The organism is Streptomyces sp. NBC_01481, from assembly GCF_026339995.1.
Lineage (GTDB): Bacteria > Actinomycetota > Actinomycetes > Streptomycetales > Streptomycetaceae > Streptomyces.
The window spans coordinates 238,903-255,616 of record NZ_JAPEPT010000001.1 but is presented as its reverse complement, the minus strand read 5'-3'; the positions used below and the strand labels follow the sequence as shown (position 1 = coordinate 255,616).

Below are 16,714 nucleotides of genomic sequence, written 5' to 3'. Positions count from 1 at the left end.
CAAGCGTGCACCAGCCAGCAACCGAAGCCGGGAGACCTGTGGCCGCCTCCGATCAGCGCGCCCAGAGCGATCCCGCGATGGATCTCGCCGACCTGCCCGCGGGCGACCACACACGCTGGGCGGTGCCGCTGGGACTGGCCGCACCGCTCGCGGCCGCGCCGGCTCTGTGGGCGTACGCCGTGGTGCGCACCGACACCTCGCGGCTCGGCGAGTTCGGTCTCGTCGGGGCGCTGCCCGTCGCCTTCTGGATCGCGCTGGCGCTGCTGACCGCCGGCTTCTGGGTGTGCGTACGGGATCCGCTGCGCGCCGGGGGATGGCCGCTGGCGTACACCGTGGGCCTGATCGTGATGGAGCGTGCCACCCAGGCACTCGTCTATCCGACGCCGCTGTACTCCTGGGCGTGGAAGCACGACGCCGTGATCGAGCATCTGCTCACCGCCGGCGGCCTGCAACGCGGGGACCGGCTCGGTGACATGGCGGTGTACGACCAGTGGCCCGGCTTCTTCGCCGCGCAGGCCGCGCTGGTGCGGCTCACCGGCGTCGAGAACGCCGCGATGTACATGGCCTGGTGGCCGCTGGTCTCCAGCCTGCTGCTGCTCGCGCCGCTGCTGCTGATCTACCGCACCTTCACCCAGGACCGGCGGCTGATCTGGACCGCGGTCTGGCTGTTCTACGTCGCCAACTGGGTGGGGCAGGACTACTTCTCGCCACAGTCACTGGCCCTCGCCCTGTATCTCGGCGTGATCGCGATCGTGCTGCGCCGCGGACAGCGGCCCGGGCCCGGCCGCAGGTCCCGGCAGGCGGTGTGGACCGTCCTGCTGATCCCGCTGATCACCGCCATCGTCATCTCCCACCAGCTCACTCCGGTGATGCTGGTGGCGGCCCTGGCCGCGCTGTGCCTGACCCGGCGCTACCGGGACTGGACGCTGCTCGTGACGCTGCTGCTGGTGTTCCTGGCCTGGAATCTCACCGCCTCGCTGCCGTTCCTGCGCGACGCGGTGCCCGAGATGGTGAGCTCCTTCGGCGATGTGGGCCACAACCTGGAGACGGGGTACGGCTCGACGCCGACCGGGACCGGCCCGGTGATCGTCTCCTGGGTCTCCCGGCTGCTCTCGGCCTGCGTACTGCTGCTCGCGCTGACCGGCGTGCTGCGCCGCCGGGTGCTGCGCCACCGCGCCAGGCCGCTGCTGCTGATCGGCGCGGTCCCGCTGCTGATGCTGGTCGCCAATGACTACGGCAGCGAAATGATCTTCCGGGTGCTGCTGTTCATGCTGCCCGGCGCGTGCTTCTTCGCGGCCGCGGCTCTGCTGCCCGACGTACGGCCGCTGGCCGCCGAGCCCGGCGGGCACGGGTCGCCGCGGTCCGTGACGGGGATGCGCGCGGTGCTGCCGGGCATCGCGCTGCTCGCGCTCACGGCGGCGTTCGTGCCGAGCTACTCGGGCAAGGACCGGCTCAGTTACTTCCCGCCGCAGGAGGTCGCGCTGGTCCGGCAGGTCCTCGACCGGGCGCCCGAGGGCTCTCTTGTCGTTGCCGCCCATCGCAACTACCCGCTCGCGTACGCTTCGTACTGGAATGTGCAGCATTACTGGTTCCTCGACGACGCGAAGAGCCACGTCGAGGAGATCCTGAAGAACCCGGCCGACAGGCTCGCCCGCGACATGGCGTCGGTGGAGCCGCCCGGACGGGCGTACTTCCTGCTCACCCAGGGCCAGATCGCCAACTCCGAGATGAACGGCATGCTCACCGGCGACCAGCTGGCGAGCATCGAGAAGTCCCTCGCGGCCTCGCCGCTCTTCGAGCAGGTCGGCCGCAACAGCGCGGGTGTCGTCTACGAACTGAAGCGCACCGACAGCATCGACAGCTCTGCGGGGAGGACCCCATGAGACCCCAGTCGCTCGCGATCCGGCTGCTGCCGCCGTTCATCGGCTGGTGCGCCATCGGCGCCACCGCGCTGCCCGCCGCCTCTGCGCTGCGGGCCGCGCCCGTAGCCGTGTTCCTGCTCGCCGGACCCGGCGCCGCCTTCCTGCGCTTGTGCGGCCCTGCCCTGGCACGCCATCAGGCCGTGGGCCCGGTCGAGAGCTGGGACCGCGGCTTCGAGAAGAACTCCGACCGCCTGGAGCAGCTCGTCCTGACGGCCTTTTTGAGCGTGAGCGCGACGGTCATCTGCGCCACGGCGCTGATGGCCGCGCACGCGTTCAGCGGTCTGCGGGTCCTGGTGCTGCTCACCCTGCTGACGATGCTCGCCGCCTGCTGTCCGCAGCTGCCCGGCCGGACACCGACCGCGCGCGCGTCCTCGCCGCCACAGAAAGGTTCACCTCTGTGAGGTTTCCGAGACGCCCCGATCTCGGGGCGCCAGGCATCCATCGCAGGCCGCACGACCGACGAAGGCTGTGGGCCGTGTCGACGGCTCTCGTGAGTCTGCTGCTCGTGGGCATACTCGCCCTGCAGACTTCTTCCGACGGGTCCTCCGCCCCCTCGGCGCACAGCGCCGAATGCCGCGCCACCAAGCTTCTGGTGCCGCGCTGCGGCGCCTGGTTCGGCGCGTATGTACGGCACGGCAAGCCCGACCTCGAAGAGAAGGTCCTCGCCTACGAGAAGCGAATCGGCCGCACGCTGGACATCGTCTACGCGTACCACGACATGTCCCTGGACGGCCTGGAGGGACAGCTGCTGACCGAGCAGGAGCAACGCGTCGGCAGGACCCGGTTGCTGCTGCTGTCCTGGGAGAGCAAGTGGTGGAACGGCACCCCCGCGCAGCAGCCGAGCTGGCGGCAGATCGCCGCCGGGGCGCTCGACAAGAGCGTGATCGACGTCCAGGCGAAGCGGATCAAGGCGTACGGCAAGCCGCTCTTCCTCTCCTTCGACCTGGAGATGGACACCCGCACACCCGCCGGCGGCACACCCGCCGAGTACGTCGCCGCCTACCGGCACATCCATGACCGGTTCCGCGAGCTGGGTGTGACCAATGTGGTGTGGACCTGGATCATCACCGGCTACAGCGGCCACAACGACCTCTTCCGCGCGCTGTATCCGGGCGATGCCCACGTCGACTGGATCGGCTACAACCAGTACAACTACTACCGCTGCCACAACGCGGACTGGCAGACCTTCGAGCAGACGCAGAAGGATTCGCACGACTGGATCCGCGAGCACATCTCCGCCGACAAGCCGCTGATGCTCTCGGAGTTCGGCACGGCCGACGATCCCTCGAAGCAGTCCGCGCAGGCCGAATGGTACGAGCAGGTGCCGCGCGTGGTCAGGAAACTGGACGGGGTGCGGGCCGCCCTCCAGTGGAACTACCGTGATCCCGGGCCCGGTTGTGATCTCTCGCTGGCCAGGGACGAGTCGTGGAAGAGCCTGCGCAAGGCGGCCGCGGACCCGTACTTCAACCAGGTCAGACCCTGAACGCGGGGCGTCAGCCCGCGAAGACCGGGCCCTTGAGCCTGGCGCGGGCGCGCCGGTAGAGCCGCCACCCTACCGTCGGCAGCGAGTCGGGGAACGGCGCGACGGGCGCGCCCCGTCCGTCCATCCACGCTTCGATGTCCGCCACCGTGTGGCTGCGGCGCAGGATCAGGCGGGCGATGCGGTAGCTCTCGTCGGTCCCGGAGCTCAGCGCGTGGCGGACGGCGACCGCGGAGGCGTAGCCCGCGCGGAGGGCGGCCCTGCGGACGGCGGGGCTGTTGTAGCCGTGCGGATAGGCGAGATGCGCCACCTCGTGGCCGAGGACGTCCTCGAGCACCGCCTTGGGCTCGGTCAGTTCACGGCGCAGCGCCTTGGCCGGGAGCGTGTCCAGCTGCGGGTGCGTGATGGTGTGGGCGCCGACCTCCATGCCGTACCGCTCCAGGAGCGGCGCCTGGGAGAGCTTCATCATCGGCGCGGGCGGCAGCAGGCTGCGCCGCCCCGGTGTGACGGCGCCGGTGGTGAGATACGCGGTGGCGGGCAGGGCGCGGGCGGCCAGCGCGTCGGCGGTGGGGCCAGGCAGATCGGCGAACCCGTCGTCGAAGGTCAGGACGACGGGCCGGTCCGGCAGCGGTGAGCGGCCCCCGAAGTGGCCGGCCAGCGCGCTGATCGTGACGGGCGTGCGGCCGCTGGCCACGATCACGTCCAGCTGTGCGCGGAAGTCCCGTGGTGTGACCGTGAATTCGGCGATCCAGTCGGGCGGGTCGTCCATCACGGCGTGATAGAGCAGTACGGGAATCGGGGGCGTCGTCATGTCTCCACCCGTGGTTTCTGCCGCTGGTCCCACGGAAGCGGTACACCGCGGACCCGCAGGCGTGCCTTCGCGTAGCCGATCGGTCCCGCCAGCATGCCGCGGCGTTCGAGCCGGGAGAGATGGCGCGGCCAGGGATAGTCCTGCGCGCCGTGATCCCCCGGCACGGCCGCCCCCGCGGCATCGCGGTGCGCGGTGATGGTGCGGGCGTGGGCCAGGCCGCGGGGCAGCTTGCGCAGCAGGGCGGGCAACAGGGCGGGGTGGCGGGCGAGGACGGCGGTGAGATACGCGGTGAGGCCCGCGCCGTACCCGTACGCCTGGTTCTGCAGGTCCTGCCAGGTCTCGCGGTGGTGGTGCCAGACCAGGGCGTCGGGCGTGTAGCGCAGGCGGTGCCCGGCGGCGAGGACGCTCACGAAGGCGTACAGGTCGTCGCCGCCCCTGGCGGGGGTGCCGGTGCCGGTGGCGGGGTCGAAGCCGCCGATCTCCCGCAGGGCGGCGGCCCGGAAGGCCATGTTGGCGCCGGAGCCGAAGCTGCCCGCGGTGAACGGGAAGAGCGGTTCACCGGCGGGCGGGTGGGCCGGGTCGTACTCACGCGGCTCGAAGCCCTTGGCGAAACCGCCGTGGCTCTCCAGAAGGATCTGCGCGGGCGTGCGCAGCCTGGCGGGCAGGATGAGCCCGGTCGTACAGCCCAGGCCCGGATCGGCGACGAAGGGCGCGGTCAGCGCCGTCAGCCAGTGCGGATCGGCGACGACGTCGTCGTCGGTGAAGGCGATGACCGTGCCGTCGGCGACCGCGACCCCGCGGTTGTGGGCGATGGCGAGACCGGGCACCGACTCGCGTACGTACCGGACCCGCTCACCGTACTTGTGCTCGACGAGATCCTGGGTGGCGCCGGTGGCGGGCGCGTTGTCGACGACGACGACCTCGAAGTCGGGGTGGTCCTGGGCAAGCAGCGAGTCGAGCGCGCGGGCCAGCTGGTCGGCACGCTCGCGGGTGGCGACGACGACGCTCGTACGCGGCGTGCGCCGGCCGCCCGGGGCTAGGTCCTGTCCGGCCGATCTTGCCGGGCTCGCGTGCCCTGGCACGCACTCCCCCGTAGCCCTTCGGGCACGGGAGGTGCCCCCATGCTGCGTTGTCGTCAGTCGCCGACGCTCCGCGTCGGCTCTCCCCCTGCCTTCGGCGGGGGGACCCCCATCCTCCGGCCTGCGATCGCACGCACCAGACCCCGCTCCCTGATCCGGCCTGATCGACCGGACAGGACCTGGACGGCCGGGCGGCTCGCGGCCGGCGAGTGCGGCGCGTGCGGTCGCGGCGACGGCGTCGGCGGGGTCCTTGCCCGGCGGGATACGGCAGACGACCGTGGCGACGGGCCGTCCGCGCAGCCGGACCAGGGTGTAGACGGTGCCGCCACGCACGGGCGTGCCGCCGGGCAGCGCGGGGCCGAAGCTCAGGACGGCTCCGTCGGGCCCGTCCAGGTCGAGCTCGGTGACCTGGAGCTCTGCCAGGTGCGGTCTGTGTGCGGTGCTGTCCATGGCTCTCCCCCGTCAGTGGCCACGCAGGCTGCCGACCCGCTTCAGCGTCCGCTGCGCGTAGCCGGCGAGCCGCGGCCTGTTGCGTACGAAGCTGTGGGCCTGGCGCGAGGGCTCGCGGCTCAGCCAGTACAGGGCGGCCCCGGCCCCCGGCCGGGTCGACGCGCCCTCGAAGACCCGCAGCTCACCGGTCTTCAGCGAGTCCTTGTACTCCGAGGGACCACGCCCCAGGTCGAGCAGCCCGATTCCGTCGGCCGCGGCGGACTCGGCCATCCGCAGATGCAGGATCAGACCCGGGGAGTACTTGGCGAACTGCGGGTCGTACGCCGGGAACCAGCAGGACAGAACCGTGCGCGAACGCAGTCCGAAGTGCGCGGCGACCGGCCTGTCCGCGACGTACAGCACGGAGAGCACCCCGGAGCAGCCCGGCGTGCGTGTCTCGTGCAGCTGCCGGACCAGGGTGTTGATCCACTCCTTGGCGAAGCGGTCCCTGCGGCCCGTCCTGCGGTACTGCGCGGACTTCCACTCCATGAGCGTACGCAGCGCGCCCGGGTCGCGCTCGTCGAAGACGAACCGCACCTCGCCCGCCTGCCGCCCCAGCCTGCGCTCCTTGGCAAGGGTGGTCTTGAGGAACTTGGGCGACTGGGCACGCAGCAGCTGTTCGTACGCGGCGTAGCCCGCACCGACGTCGATGACCGGGGAGGCGAACTCCTCGGCCGCGTCCGGCTGGAACACGCCCTGACCTGCTTCGAGATTGTCGAACTCCCAGGCCGAGAGCGCGCAGGCACTGAGCAGCTCGCGCGACGCGATCGTCAGCCCGGAACGCAGCAGGGCGCCCTGGCTGTCGGAGACTCCGAGGCCGATCGCCCGGCCGTGGCCGAGCGGCCCGCGCTCGAAGGGGAAGAAACCGGCCGGTTCTCCGTCCTCCCACAGCACCGCGACCCTGGCCGCGGGCCGCACCCGGCCGACGGCGAGGGTGAACTCGGGCTCCATGAACGGATTGGCGGGCGAACCGCTCTTGGTGCGCAGAGCGCGCCAGGCGTCGATCTCCGTCTCGTCCAGTTCGTCCGGTTTTACGACACGTATATGCAGACCGCTCAACTCGACCCCCCAGTCGTGCCCCATGAGCCTTTTTCCCCGAGACAGGACGGTACCGGCCGAAATCTCCACAGGATAGGGAGCGTCGCCCTTCTTGTGACGGATCCGTGAAGGAGCCGGAAGGGGGCGGGGTCAGCAAAGTGACGAGAGTTGCACAACTGGCGTTCGGGCATGACCTGTTGCTCATAAGATCTGATTGCTCCCGATCCCCCGCGGGAGCTCGGCGTGTCCGGGAAGGGCTCAGTCTCCGTGGTCGTGGTCTGCAAGAACGTCGTGTCGAGGTCGTCGTGGTGAGGTTGTCGTGGTGAGCCGGCAGATATTGGCGGGTGGCTGCGTGGCCGCGGCGGTGCTGCTGCTCGCCTGGGCGCTCCTGCTGCTGCGGCAGCTGCGGGCCGAGCGGGCGTTGCGGGTCCGCGAGCAGGCCGTCACCGCCGCCCGGGGGGCCGAAGTGGCGCATCTGGCCTCGGTACGGATTCCGGCCATCACCGAACGGATGCGTACGGGACAGCGGCTCGACGGCGTTCCCGGACCGCTCGCCCCCGAGGCCGACACCGGCCACGAGTTCGCCCGGGCACTGGACGCGGTGGTCGTGGCCCTCGGCTCCGACGAGGCGGTACGCCGCGAACGGGCACTGCGGGACTCCGTGCAGGCGGCCTTCGAATCGGTGGCCCGCACCATGCACGCGATGGCCACGGTGCAGCAGCAGGTGCTCGACCATGTCGAGCAGTCCATCGACGACTCCCGGCTGATGGCCGAGGTGATGAAGGCCGACCACGCGGCCGCGCAGATGACCCGCAAGGCCCAGACCCTGCTGGTGATGTGCGGTATCTGGCCCGCCCGCCGGGAGACCCGGCCGGTCTCGCTCTACGACTGTGTACGCGGCGCCCAGTCCCGGATCGTGGAGTTCGGGCGCATCGACGTGCACGGCGGGCAGACGCTCTATGTGGTGCCGCCCGCGGTGGAGGGCCTGATGCACGCCATCGCCGAACTGCTCGAGAACGCCACAGTGTTCTCCCCCTCCCGCACCCAGGTCGTCGTCACGATCCGGGAGGTGGGCGCGGGCGCGGTCGTGGAGATCGACGACGCGGGTCTCGGCATGCCCCCGGACGTGCTCCAGCAGGCGACCGGACAACTGCGGCAGGAACTGGACCTGGCCCGGCTGGGCGCGGTGCCGCGGCTCGGGCTCGCCTGTGTCGGGCGGTGGAGCCGGGAGCTCGGCTTCAACGTGGAGTTGACGGGCACATCGGCGTACGGGGGCACACGGGCGGTGACGTTCGTGCCGTACCGGCTGCTGACCGAACCGCTGTCGCACTTCACGGCCTTGCACCAGGCGCCCGCGGTGACAACGCCCGCCGGGAGCCCGGCCGCCGAACCCGCCTCCGACGTGCCCTCCGACGTGCCCGCGCCCGGCGCGCTGCCCCGGCGCCGCAGCCGCCGCGGCAGCGCCGTGGAGGCCGCGGCCCAGAGCGCCCTGCACGCGCCGCCCCCGGCCCCGGCTCCCGAACCCGCCTCCCCCTGGACTCCGGAGGCCGCGCGCGCGTCCATCGCCAGCGTGGTGTCCGGCTCCCGCCGCGGACGCGCGGCCCTGGAGAACGACGAGGACGACACCGACGTACCCGACGAGCACGATGGAGGCCGGCCGTGACCGGGACCATTACCAGACTTCCCGACCTGGGCTGGATGCTGCGCCCGCTGACCGAGATCCCGGGCGTCCGCCATGCCGTCGTCGTCTCCGAGGACGGGCTGCGCCTCGGGCACGCCTCCGCCGAGAACCTCTCGGGAGCGGTCGCCTCCCTGAGCGTGGCCGAGGCCGAATCGCTCTCCGCGGCCTGTGCCGCGATGACCATGACCGGCCGCTCCACCGCCACGCTGCTGTTCGGCGCCGGCGCGGGGGTGCGCCAGCTGATGCTGGAGTCCGAGCACGGCTTTGTGCTGTTCACGCACGCCGGAGTCGGTGCGCATCTGGGGGTGGCCACCGACACGGGGGCCGATGTGGGCCTGGTCGCCCAGCAGATGCAGCTGCTGGTCGCCAAGATCGGCGCGCACCTGAGCAGTCAGCCACGTGATCCGGTGACGCCTTCCTCATGACGGACCGCCCGGAGGTACGGACCACGTCGGCGGTCCGTCCGTATGTCATCACCGGCGGACGCTCGGACACCGGCGGCGAGCCTTTGTCCTGGGAGACGCTGGTGATGGCCAGGGACGCCGCCTTCCCGGCGTCCCTCCAGCCGGAACACCACACGATCCTGTCGCACTGTCAGGGTCTGCTGTCGGTCGCCGAGGTGGCCGCCCACCTGGGCCAGCCGCCCTCGGTGGTGCAGGTGCTGCTGTCCGACCTCCTCGAGTGGGGCCTGATCGTGACCCGCCCGCCCATACCGCCGGCCGAACGCGCCGATGTGACCATGCTCAGAAAGGTCCTCCATGGCCTCGAAAGCCGCCTCTGACGCCCTTGGCCGGGCGCCGGGCGCCGAGTCGGGACAGTCGGGAAAGTACGTCACGTCCAGCGTCGCCGGCGCGGCGAAGATCCTGGTCGTCGGCCCGCTGGGGGTCGGCAAGACCACGCTGATCGGTACGGTCTCGGAGATCAGGCCGCTGTCCACCGAGGCGGTGATGACGCAGGCGGGCGCCCGCGTCGACACCGGCGGCGAGCGGTCCAAGAAGACCACCACCGTCGCCCTGGACTTCGGCCGGATGACGATCGACGGCGAACTGGTGCTCTATCTGTTCGGCACCCCCGGCCAGCAGCGCTTCCTGCCCGCCTGGCGGGATCTGGCCAAGGGCGCGCTGGGTGCGCTGGCCCTGATCGACACCCGCGATCTGTCCGCGTCCTTCGACGCCCTGGGCAATCTGGAGGATCTCGATCTGCCCTTCGCCGTGGCTGTGAACGTCTTCCCGGGCAGCCCGCTGCACCGCGAGGAGGAGCTGCGCACAGCCCTCGACCTGCTCCCCAGCACCCCGCTGGTCTCCTGCGACGCGCGCGACCCCCGCTCCTCGGTACGGGCACTGATCGCCCTCGTCAGCCATCTCATCCACGCAGCCACGGAGTCCGCATGAGCACGCCGCCTGCCGTCCCCCCGCACCCGCCCGCCGTCCCCACGCACTCGCCCGGGGGCCGCTGCCCGGTCGCGACCCCGCTCTACGGACCCGATCTCGACGGCGACGCCATGCCCGCCCTGTACGAGGAACTGCGCCGCGAACACGGCCCGGTGGCACCGGTGACCATCGCGCCCGGCATCGAGGCCTGGCTCGTACTCGGCCATCGCGAACTGCTCCGGCTGACTCGTGAGGAGCAGGACTTCTCGCACGACCCGCGCCGCTGGACCCTGCTGCGCGAGGGCCGGGTCCCCGCCGACTCGCCGATCCTGCCGATCGTGGGCTGGCGGCCCGCGCTGCTGTACACCGACGGACAGCAGCACCGCCGTATGCGGGCCGCCGTGTCCGACGCGCTGGCCAGGATCAACGGGCACGAGCTGCGCCGCAGCGTACGGGCCACGGCAGAGCGGCTGATCGCGTCCTTCGCCGCACGGCGCGAGGCCGACCTGGTCCCGCACTACGCGCGCAAGCTTCCGATGATGGTCATCACCGGGCTGCTCGGTCTGGACGAGCGGACCGGCCAGCAACTGGTGCAGGCGATCGCGGGCATGGCCGCCGCCAACGCGGACTCGGTCAACGCGGGCAAGCGGATGGGCGTGATCCTGCAGGCGCTGATCGAGGAGAAGCGGCGGACACCGGGAAATGACGTGCCATCGGCGCTGCTGCACCATCCGGCGCGGCTCACCGACGAGGAGGTGCTGCACAACCTGGTGGTGATGCTCGTGGCGGGGAATCAGACCACCGTGAACTGGATTGCCACCACCCTGCGGATCCTGCTCTGCGACCCGGCGTTCCGGTCCTCGCTGACGGGCGGGCATCTGAGCGTGGACGACGCGCTCGATCTCGTACTGTGGCGCTTCCCGCCCACGCAGAACTTCCCCGCGCGCTACGCCACCCGCGATCTGACCTTCGCCGGACAGGAGATCCGCGCCGGGGACATGCTGCTCCTGGGCCTCGCGGGGGCCAACCAGGACCCGGAGATCCTGCCCGCGGACGGGGTTCCGGTGAGCGGCAACCGTTCGCATCTGGCGTTCGGCGCGGGCCCGCACACCTGCCCGGCGCAGGACCCGGCCCGGCTGATCACCCGTACCGCGGTGGACACCATCCGGCACCGGCTGCCCGATCTGGAACTGGCCGTGCCGGAGACCGAGCTCGCCTGGGTCAAGTCGCCCTGGAGCAAAGGGCTCGCGGCGCTTCCGGTGCGTTTCACGGACCCTCAGCTGCCGTCCGCAACGTCAGCCCCATCGTCCATCTCGCAGTCAGGAGAGCCCAGTTGACCACCTCGCACGAGAGTCCGCACAGGATGGACCCGGCCGGCGGCTGCCCGCACGCGGACAATGCCCGCCTCCTCGCCGAGGGCGCGGTCGCGTCCGTCGTGCTCCCCGGCGATGTGGCGGGCATGGCGGTGCTCGGCCACGACGCGCTCAAGGAGTTCCTGGCCCACCCCGATGTCGCCAAGGGGGCCGAGCATTTCACCGCGCTGCGGGACGGGGAGATACCCGACGGCTGGCCGCTGAAGACCTTCGCGACCGTGCAGGGCATGACGACCGCCGACGACGCGAACCACCGGCGGCTGCGCTCGCTGGTGAGCAAGGCGTTCACGGCCCGCCGGGTCGAGGAGCTGCGGCCGCGGATCGAGACGGTGACGGCGCAGCTGCTCGACGGCCTGGACGAGGCGGCGCGGGCGGGCGACGGCGTCGCCGATCTGCGCAGGCACTTCGCGCTGCCGCTGCCGATGGGGGTGATCTGCGAACTCCTCGGGGTCGACGCCGAGCACCAGGACCGGCTGCACCATCTGTCGAACCAGGTGGTGAGCACGTCCATCGGGCCCGAGGAGGCGGTGGCCGCGAACCGTGAGCTGGTGGCCGTGCTCGGGACGGTCGCCGCGACCCGTATGGAGAGCCCCGGCGACGATCTGACCAGCGCGCTGATCGCGGCCCGCGAGGAGGACGGCGACCGGCTCAGCCAGCACGAGCTCATCGGCACCCTGCTGCTGATGATCATCGCCGGCCACGAGACGACGCTGAACCTCATCACCAACGCGGTACGCGCCCTGTGCGCCCACCGGGACCAGCTGGAGCTCGTGCAGTCCGGCAAGGCTTCCTGGTCGGACGTGGTCGAGGAGACGCTGCGCTGGGACAGCCCGGTCAGCTTCTTCCCGTTCCGCTACCCGACCCGGGACCTCACGCTCGACGGCACGGTGATCCCCAAGGGCACGCCGGTGCTTGCCGGTTACTCCGCAGCAGGGCGCGACAAGGCGGCGCACGGCCCGGACGCGGACCGCTTCGACATCACCCGAAGCGGCGGCGCCCGGCATCTGTCGCTGGGCCACGGGCCGCACTACTGCCTGGGCTCACCGCTGGCGCGGATGGAGGCGACGATCGCGCTGGACCGGCTGTTCACGCGCTTCCCCGAGCTGGATCTGGCGATGGCCGAGTCCGATCTGCCGCGCCACGCGAGCTTTGTGGGCAACAGCGTGCAGGAGCTGCCGGTACGCCCGCGGGCCTGAGGAGACTGTTCTGGGCGGGCGTCAGCGCCCGCCCAGGGCGGCGTCCACCGCCGCCTCCGCGTGCAGCCGGGTCGTCGGGAAGACCGGCACGGGACTGTCCTTCTCCCCGATCAGCAGCTCGATCTCGGTGCACCCGAGTACGACACCTTCCGCCCCGGCCGCGACGAGCTCGGCGATGACGTCCTGGTAGGCGGCACGGGACTCCTCCCGTACGACACCGAGGCACAGCTCCTCGTAGATCACCCGGTGCACCAGCGCACGCCCCTCGGCGTCGGGCGTGAGCACATCGAGCCCGTGTCCGGCCAGCCGGTCGCGGTAGAAGTCCTGCTCCATAGTGAACGCGGTCCCGAGCAGCCCGACGCGGGTGATCCCCTGGGCCCGTACGGCATCCGCGGTGGCGTCCGCGAGATGCAGCAGCGGCACGGAGACGGCGGCCTCCACCTGGCCCGCCACCTTGTGCATGGTGTTGGTGCAGATGAGCAGCACATCCGCGCCGGCGGCCGTCAGCCCCCGGGCGGCATCCGCGAGGATCTCACCGGCGCGCTCCCAGTCGCCCGCAACCTGGAGCTCCTCGATCTCGGCAAAATCCACCGAGTGCAGAACGCACTTGGCGGAGTGCAGCCCGCCCAGACGCTCGCGTACGAGCTCATTGAGCAGCCGGTAGTACTCCGCGCTGGATTCCCAGCTCATGCCGCCGATCAGCCCGATGGTCTTCACCGGTCCACTGTGCCACGCCGTGCCGACTCGGCCGTGAGTGAGAAAATGGGGCAAGGACCTTTGCTCGGGGCTGCTCCCGTGGGAGGCACGATGATGGCGTCGCAGAACGCAGAACCCGTCCGGCCCGACCAGGCAGAACCCGTCCAGGCCGCCCAGCACAGAGACCTGTGGCCCGGAATCGCCGGGCTGGCGGCCGGAGGGCTGCTGATCGCCGGGTACGTGCTGTGGACGTTCACACCCGACGTCTCGGGGAGGGGCGCACTCAGGACAGTCGGGCTCTGGTACCTCAAAGAGAGCAACCAGGACCAGTCGGAAGCCTTGGCACTGATCCTGCTCGCGGCGGGCCTGCTGTTCCTGTTCTTCCTGGTCGCGCTGTCGAGACTGGCCGGGAACCGCTCGCATCTGGTGATGGTGGGCGGCACGGTCTTCACGGCGTTCCTGCTGGTCGCGGCGCTCGCCGGGAACATCTTCGCGATCACGGTGCGTACCTCCGACGTGTTCCCGGTGGTCCCGGAGACCGCGCTCATCGCGATCCTGCTGCTGAACACGGCGTACGGCGCGATCATCGCGGCGATGGTGGGTGCGGCGGTGATGCTGTTCGCCCTCTGGCGCGCTGCCCAGGAGACGCACGCGATCCCGGCATGGCTCGGCTGGGCCGGCCTTGTCGTGGCGGTGCTGTCCCTGGCGGGCCCGTGGAGCGCGTGGCTGACGCCGATTCTGCTGGCGGCGTGGGTGCTGGCCGCGAGCGTGGTCCTGATCCTCAACGCCCTGACGGGAAAGGAGGAAGCCGCGGCGCTGAACCCGCAGCCGCTGCCCCCGCAGCCCGAGCGTTAGCCTCGGTCCGGAGACGGATCCCAGTTACGGATCCCCGGTATCGAGGAGCGCGCTCATGGTCAGTGTCAGCGTCGAGACCGCCCAGCAGACCGAGGAGCGCCTCCAACGCGTGCTCGCGGAGGCCGAGTTCGTGATCCAGGAGGGCATCTGGTCGTTCGAGGAGTTCCCCGCCGACCGGCCGCCGGCGCTCACCGCCGACACGCTGGCGGTCGTCCGCGACGCGGACAGCTGGTGCCGACTGGTCCCCGCGACCGGAGACGGCGGCGATGCCGAACGGTTCGGGATCTTCTCGTTCCACTTCCCCGACGGCGCGGACAACAGCGGCTTCGTCGGCTGGCTGGCCACCCACCTCAAGGCGCGGCTGGGCACGGGCGTCTTCGTCGTCTGCGGAAGCAACCGCGGGCGCGGCGGTATCTACGACTACTGGGGCTGCCCGGCCGATCTCACGGCGGAGGCGATCAGGGTGGTGGCCGAACTGCGGGAGGCGTGAGGCGCGTACGTCCGTTCCGCGGCCGGAGCCTGGCTGACCGGATCCGGGTCGTCCCGGTCGTAGCCTCGGAGCACGCACCACGACTCGGACCAGGCAGTACGAGAGGACGCGCCCATGCCTCCAGTCATCGCCGTCACCGGCGCGAGCGGCCACCTCGGCAGCCGGGTCGCCCACCGTCTCGCCGAACAGGGGGCCGAGCCCCGGCTGCTCGTACGGGATCCGGCGCGGGTGCCGCCGATCGTCGGGACCACCATCGCGCCGCACGCTTCGTACGGGGACGGCGAGGCCATGCGGCAGGTCTGTGACGGCGCCCAGACGCTGTTCCTCGTCTCCGCGCGCGAGAGCGCCGACCGGGTGCGGGAGCACACCACCGCCGTCGACGCGGCCGTGGCGGCGGGTGTCGGGCGGATCGTGTACGTGTCCTTCATCGGGGCCGCCGCGGACGCGACGTTCACCTTCGCCCGGGACCACTGGCACACGGAGGAGCACATCCGCGCGACAGGGCTCGCGTACACCTTCCTGCGCGACAGCCTCTACTGCTCCGGGCTGGCCGCGATGGCCGGAGCCGACGGGGTGATCCGCGGACCGGCGGGCAACGGGCAGGTCTCGGCCGTCGCACACGACGACGTCGCGGACGCCGCGGCCGCCGTGCTGCTGGGCGCCGGCCATGACGGGGCGACGTACGACATCACCGGGCCTTCCTCGCTCTCCCTCGACGAAGTGGCCGCCGAGCTGAGCAGGTTCAGCGGGCGCACGGTCACTTATATGCCCGAGACGCGCGAGGAGGCCTTCGCGTCACGGGCCGGGTACGGGGCCGAGCCATGGGAAGTGGCGGGCTGGGTCTCCTCCTACGAGGCGATCGCGGCAGGCGAGATGGCCACGGTCTCCGACGCGGTACCGCGGCTGACGGGCCACCGGGCGCGGTCCTTCGCCGACTTTCTGAAGGAGCACCCGGGCACCTACAGGCACCTCTTGCCCTGACGCCACACCTCCGAGACGAGCGGCACGCCCGGCCGGTAGGCCAGATGCACATGGCTCGGCGCGTCCAGGAACACGAGGTCCGCGCGGGCGCCGGGCGTGATACGGCCGATGTCCGTACGCCGCAGGGCAGCCGCGCCGCCCGCCGTCGCCGACCAGACCGCCTCGTCCGGGGTCATCCCCATGTCCCGTACCGCCAGCGCGATACAGAACGGGACGGAGGAAGTGAAGGACGAACCCGGGTTGCAGTCCGTCGACAGGGCGACCGTCGCACCCGCGTCCAGAAGGCGGCGGGCGTCCGGCCACTCGGCGCGCGTCGAGAACTCCGCGCCGGGGAGGAGGGTGGCGACGGTGGCGCTGTTGGCGAGAGCGTCGACGTCCGCGTCCGTGAGGTGCGTGCAGTGGTCGGCAGACGCGGCGTCGAGCTCGACGGCGAGTTGCACGCCGGGTCCGTGGCCGAGCTGGTTTGCGTGGACGCGGGGGTGCAGGCCCTTGGCCTTGCCGGCGGTGAGGATCGCACGCGCCTGGTCGCCGTCGAAGGCGCCCTTCTCGCAGAAGACATCGACCCAACGGGCGTACGGAGCACAGGCGTCGAGCATCTCACCGGTGACGAGGGCAACGTATGCGGCGGGGTCGTCGGCGTAGTCGGGCGGGACGATGTGGGCGCCGAGGTAGGTGACCTCCTCGGTGTGCCGCGCCGCGATACGCAGGGCGCGCGCCTCGTCCTCGACGGTCAGCCCGTAGCCGGACTTGGTCTCGAAGGTCGTGGTGCCCTGGCGCAGTGCCTCGTCGAGGTAGCGCGTGAGGTTCGCTTCGAGCGCCTCGTCGGTGGCGGCGCGGGTGGCGGCGACGGTGGTCCGGATGCCGCCGGCGGAGTAGGCGCGGCCCGACATGCGGGCGTTGAACTCCTGGGTGCGGTCGCCCGCGAAGACAAGGTGCGAGTGGGAGTCGACGAACCCGGGGATGGCGGCGCGGCCGGCCGCGTCGTACGCCTCGTCGGCGGCGGGCGCGCTTGCGGCGGGGCCGGCCCAGGCAACGGTTTCGCCGTCGAGGACCAGCGCGGCGTTCTCGATCAGGCCGAGGGGACCTTCGCCGGTGGTGGGGTCGTTGGTGACGAGGCTGCCGATGTTGGTGATGAGGGTGGTGCTCATGAGTTCCTCTCCGTGGGGTTCCGACCCCATACGGCCAGGGGCAGACCTTGACGCTCCCATGCTTTCACAGGGGTATCCCCCGGCCGTCTTCCCGCCCTCTCAGCA

Annotated in this window: 17 protein-coding genes; 12 read left to right on the top strand and 5 right to left on the bottom strand. The window is 71.4% G+C overall.

What is annotated here, in order from left to right; translation table 11 throughout:
* The first annotated feature begins 5 nt into the window (after window positions 1-5).
* The 3 genes from OOK40_RS01250 (at window position 6) to OOK40_RS01240 (ending at window position 3,405) form a co-directional block, all read left to right on the top strand.
* Window positions 6-1,883: a glycosyltransferase gene (locus tag OOK40_RS01250; protein WP_266475831.1), complete on the top strand. Its 1,878-nt coding sequence runs from the start codon at window positions 6-8 to the stop codon at window positions 1,881-1,883.
* Entirely contained in the window at window positions 1,880-2,323 is a 444-nt protein-coding gene (locus OOK40_RS01245) for a hypothetical protein (protein WP_266475830.1), read from the top strand. The genes OOK40_RS01250 and OOK40_RS01245 overlap by 4 nt, the downstream gene beginning before the upstream one ends.
* Before the next feature lie 74 nt (window positions 2,324-2,397).
* The gene (locus OOK40_RS01240) at window positions 2,398-3,405 is read left to right on the top strand and encodes a glycoside hydrolase family 26 protein (RefSeq protein ID WP_266475828.1); all 1,008 of its coding nucleotides are present in this window, start codon (window positions 2,398-2,400) and stop codon (window positions 3,403-3,405) included.
* Window positions 3,406-3,415: 10 nt separating this feature from the next.
* On the opposite strand, the gene OOK40_RS01235 is transcribed toward OOK40_RS01240, so the two are convergent.
* The 3 genes from OOK40_RS01235 to OOK40_RS01225 are packed head-to-tail and all read right to left on the bottom strand — an operon-like array spanning window position 3,416 to window position 6,864.
* The gene (locus tag OOK40_RS01235) at window positions 3,416-4,213 is read right to left on the bottom strand and encodes a polysaccharide deacetylase family protein (protein ID WP_266475826.1); all 798 of its coding nucleotides are present in this window, start codon (window positions 4,211-4,213) and stop codon (window positions 3,416-3,418) included.
* Window positions 4,210-5,742 (bottom strand): glycosyltransferase family 2 protein, encoded by a 1,533-nt coding sequence (locus OOK40_RS01230; protein ID WP_266475824.1) that lies wholly within the window; start codon window positions 5,740-5,742, stop codon window positions 4,210-4,212. Before OOK40_RS01230 ends, OOK40_RS01235 begins: the two co-directional genes overlap by 4 nt.
* A 12-nt stretch (window positions 5,743-5,754) precedes the next feature.
* Window positions 5,755-6,864, bottom strand: a complete 1,110-nt coding sequence (locus tag OOK40_RS01225) for a GNAT family N-acetyltransferase (protein WP_266475822.1) — start codon at window positions 6,862-6,864, stop codon at window positions 5,755-5,757.
* A 277-nt stretch (window positions 6,865-7,141) separates the two neighbouring features.
* Here OOK40_RS01225 and OOK40_RS01220 point away from each other — a divergent pair, with 277 nt between their 5' ends.
* From OOK40_RS01220 to OOK40_RS01195, 6 genes are read left to right on the top strand one after another with little or no spacing between them, the layout of a single operon-like run.
* Window positions 7,142-8,482, top strand: coding sequence for an ATP-binding protein (locus OOK40_RS01220; protein WP_266475820.1), 1,341 nt, complete (start codon window positions 7,142-7,144; stop codon window positions 8,480-8,482).
* A complete protein-coding gene (locus OOK40_RS01215; protein ID WP_266475819.1) occupies window positions 8,479-8,925 on the top strand; it encodes a roadblock/LC7 domain-containing protein in 447 nt (148 codons plus the stop codon). Before OOK40_RS01220 ends, OOK40_RS01215 begins: the two co-directional genes overlap by 4 nt.
* Complete coding sequence (locus tag OOK40_RS01210) at window positions 8,922-9,281, top strand: DUF742 domain-containing protein (RefSeq protein WP_266475818.1); 360 nt, start codon at window positions 8,922-8,924, stop codon at window positions 9,279-9,281. The genes OOK40_RS01215 and OOK40_RS01210 overlap by 4 nt, the downstream gene beginning before the upstream one ends.
* Window positions 9,259-9,891 carry an ATP/GTP-binding protein gene (locus OOK40_RS01205; protein ID WP_266475817.1) on the top strand — a complete coding sequence of 211 codons (633 nt, stop codon included), beginning with the start codon at window positions 9,259-9,261 and terminating at the stop codon, window positions 9,889-9,891. Before OOK40_RS01210 ends, OOK40_RS01205 begins: the two co-directional genes overlap by 23 nt.
* On the top strand, window positions 9,888-11,207 hold the full coding sequence (locus tag OOK40_RS01200) for a cytochrome P450 (protein WP_266475816.1): 1,320 nt from the start codon (window positions 9,888-9,890) through the stop codon (window positions 11,205-11,207). Before OOK40_RS01205 ends, OOK40_RS01200 begins: the two co-directional genes overlap by 4 nt.
* 26 nt (window positions 11,208-11,233) lie before the next feature.
* Window positions 11,234-12,439 (top strand): cytochrome P450, encoded by a 1,206-nt coding sequence (locus OOK40_RS01195; RefSeq protein WP_266478714.1) that lies wholly within the window; start codon window positions 11,234-11,236, stop codon window positions 12,437-12,439.
* 21 nt (window positions 12,440-12,460) lie between these two features.
* Here the strand turns inward: OOK40_RS01195 and OOK40_RS01190 are convergent, their stop codons facing one another.
* Window positions 12,461-13,156: an aspartate/glutamate racemase family protein gene (locus OOK40_RS01190; RefSeq protein WP_266475814.1), complete on the bottom strand. Its 696-nt coding sequence runs from the start codon at window positions 13,154-13,156 to the stop codon at window positions 12,461-12,463.
* Between the two features lie 93 nt (window positions 13,157-13,249).
* On the opposite strand from OOK40_RS01190, the gene OOK40_RS01185 reads away from it, so the two are divergent.
* From OOK40_RS01185 to OOK40_RS01175, 3 genes are all read left to right on the top strand, one after another.
* Window positions 13,250-13,990, top strand: coding sequence for a hypothetical protein (locus OOK40_RS01185; RefSeq protein WP_266475812.1), 741 nt, complete (start codon window positions 13,250-13,252; stop codon window positions 13,988-13,990).
* A 55-nt stretch (window positions 13,991-14,045) separates the two neighbouring features.
* Entirely contained in the window at window positions 14,046-14,480 is a 435-nt protein-coding gene (locus OOK40_RS01180) for a DUF6196 family protein (RefSeq protein ID WP_266475811.1), read from the top strand.
* A 114-nt stretch (window positions 14,481-14,594) separates the two neighbouring features.
* Entirely contained in the window at window positions 14,595-15,461 is an 867-nt protein-coding gene (locus OOK40_RS01175; RefSeq protein ID WP_266475810.1) for an NmrA family NAD(P)-binding protein, read from the top strand.
* On the opposite strand, the gene hutI is transcribed toward OOK40_RS01175, so the two are convergent.
* Window positions 15,440-16,609, bottom strand: coding sequence for an imidazolonepropionase (gene hutI, locus OOK40_RS01170; RefSeq protein WP_266475809.1), 1,170 nt, complete (start codon window positions 16,607-16,609; stop codon window positions 15,440-15,442). The two genes, OOK40_RS01175 and hutI, sit on opposite strands and share 22 nt — an antisense overlap.
* Window positions 16,610-16,714 lie beyond the last annotated feature (105 nt).

What these genes read in the sequence shown, in the direction of transcription:
- OOK40_RS01175 (WP_266475810.1), top strand. Translation starts at nt 14,595, where the DNA reads ATGCCTCCAGTCATCGCCGTCACCGGCGCGAGCGGCCACCTCGGCAGC.
- OOK40_RS01235 (WP_266475826.1), bottom strand. Translation starts at nt 4,213, where the DNA reads ATGACGACGCCCCCGATTCCCGTACTGCTCTATCACGCCGTGATGGAC.
- OOK40_RS01225 (WP_266475822.1), bottom strand. Translation starts at nt 6,864, where the DNA reads ATGGGGCACGACTGGGGGGTCGAGTTGAGCGGTCTGCATATACGTGTC.
- OOK40_RS01245 (WP_266475830.1), top strand. Translation starts at nt 1,880, where the DNA reads ATGAGACCCCAGTCGCTCGCGATCCGGCTGCTGCCGCCGTTCATCGGC.
- OOK40_RS01180 (WP_266475811.1), top strand. Translation starts at nt 14,046, where the DNA reads ATGGTCAGTGTCAGCGTCGAGACCGCCCAGCAGACCGAGGAGCGCCTC.
- OOK40_RS01205 (WP_266475817.1), top strand. Translation starts at nt 9,259, where the DNA reads ATGGCCTCGAAAGCCGCCTCTGACGCCCTTGGCCGGGCGCCGGGCGCC.
- OOK40_RS01230 (WP_266475824.1), bottom strand. Translation starts at nt 5,742, where the DNA reads ATGGACAGCACCGCACACAGACCGCACCTGGCAGAGCTCCAGGTCACC.
- OOK40_RS01200 (WP_266475816.1), top strand. Translation starts at nt 9,888, where the DNA reads ATGAGCACGCCGCCTGCCGTCCCCCCGCACCCGCCCGCCGTCCCCACG.
- hutI (WP_266475809.1), bottom strand. Translation starts at nt 16,609, where the DNA reads ATGAGCACCACCCTCATCACCAACATCGGCAGCCTCGTCACCAACGAC.
- OOK40_RS01185 (WP_266475812.1), top strand. Translation starts at nt 13,250, where the DNA reads ATGGCGTCGCAGAACGCAGAACCCGTCCGGCCCGACCAGGCAGAACCC.
- OOK40_RS01195 (WP_266478714.1), top strand. Translation starts at nt 11,234, where the DNA reads ATGGACCCGGCCGGCGGCTGCCCGCACGCGGACAATGCCCGCCTCCTC.
- OOK40_RS01210 (WP_266475818.1), top strand. Translation starts at nt 8,922, where the DNA reads ATGACGGACCGCCCGGAGGTACGGACCACGTCGGCGGTCCGTCCGTAT.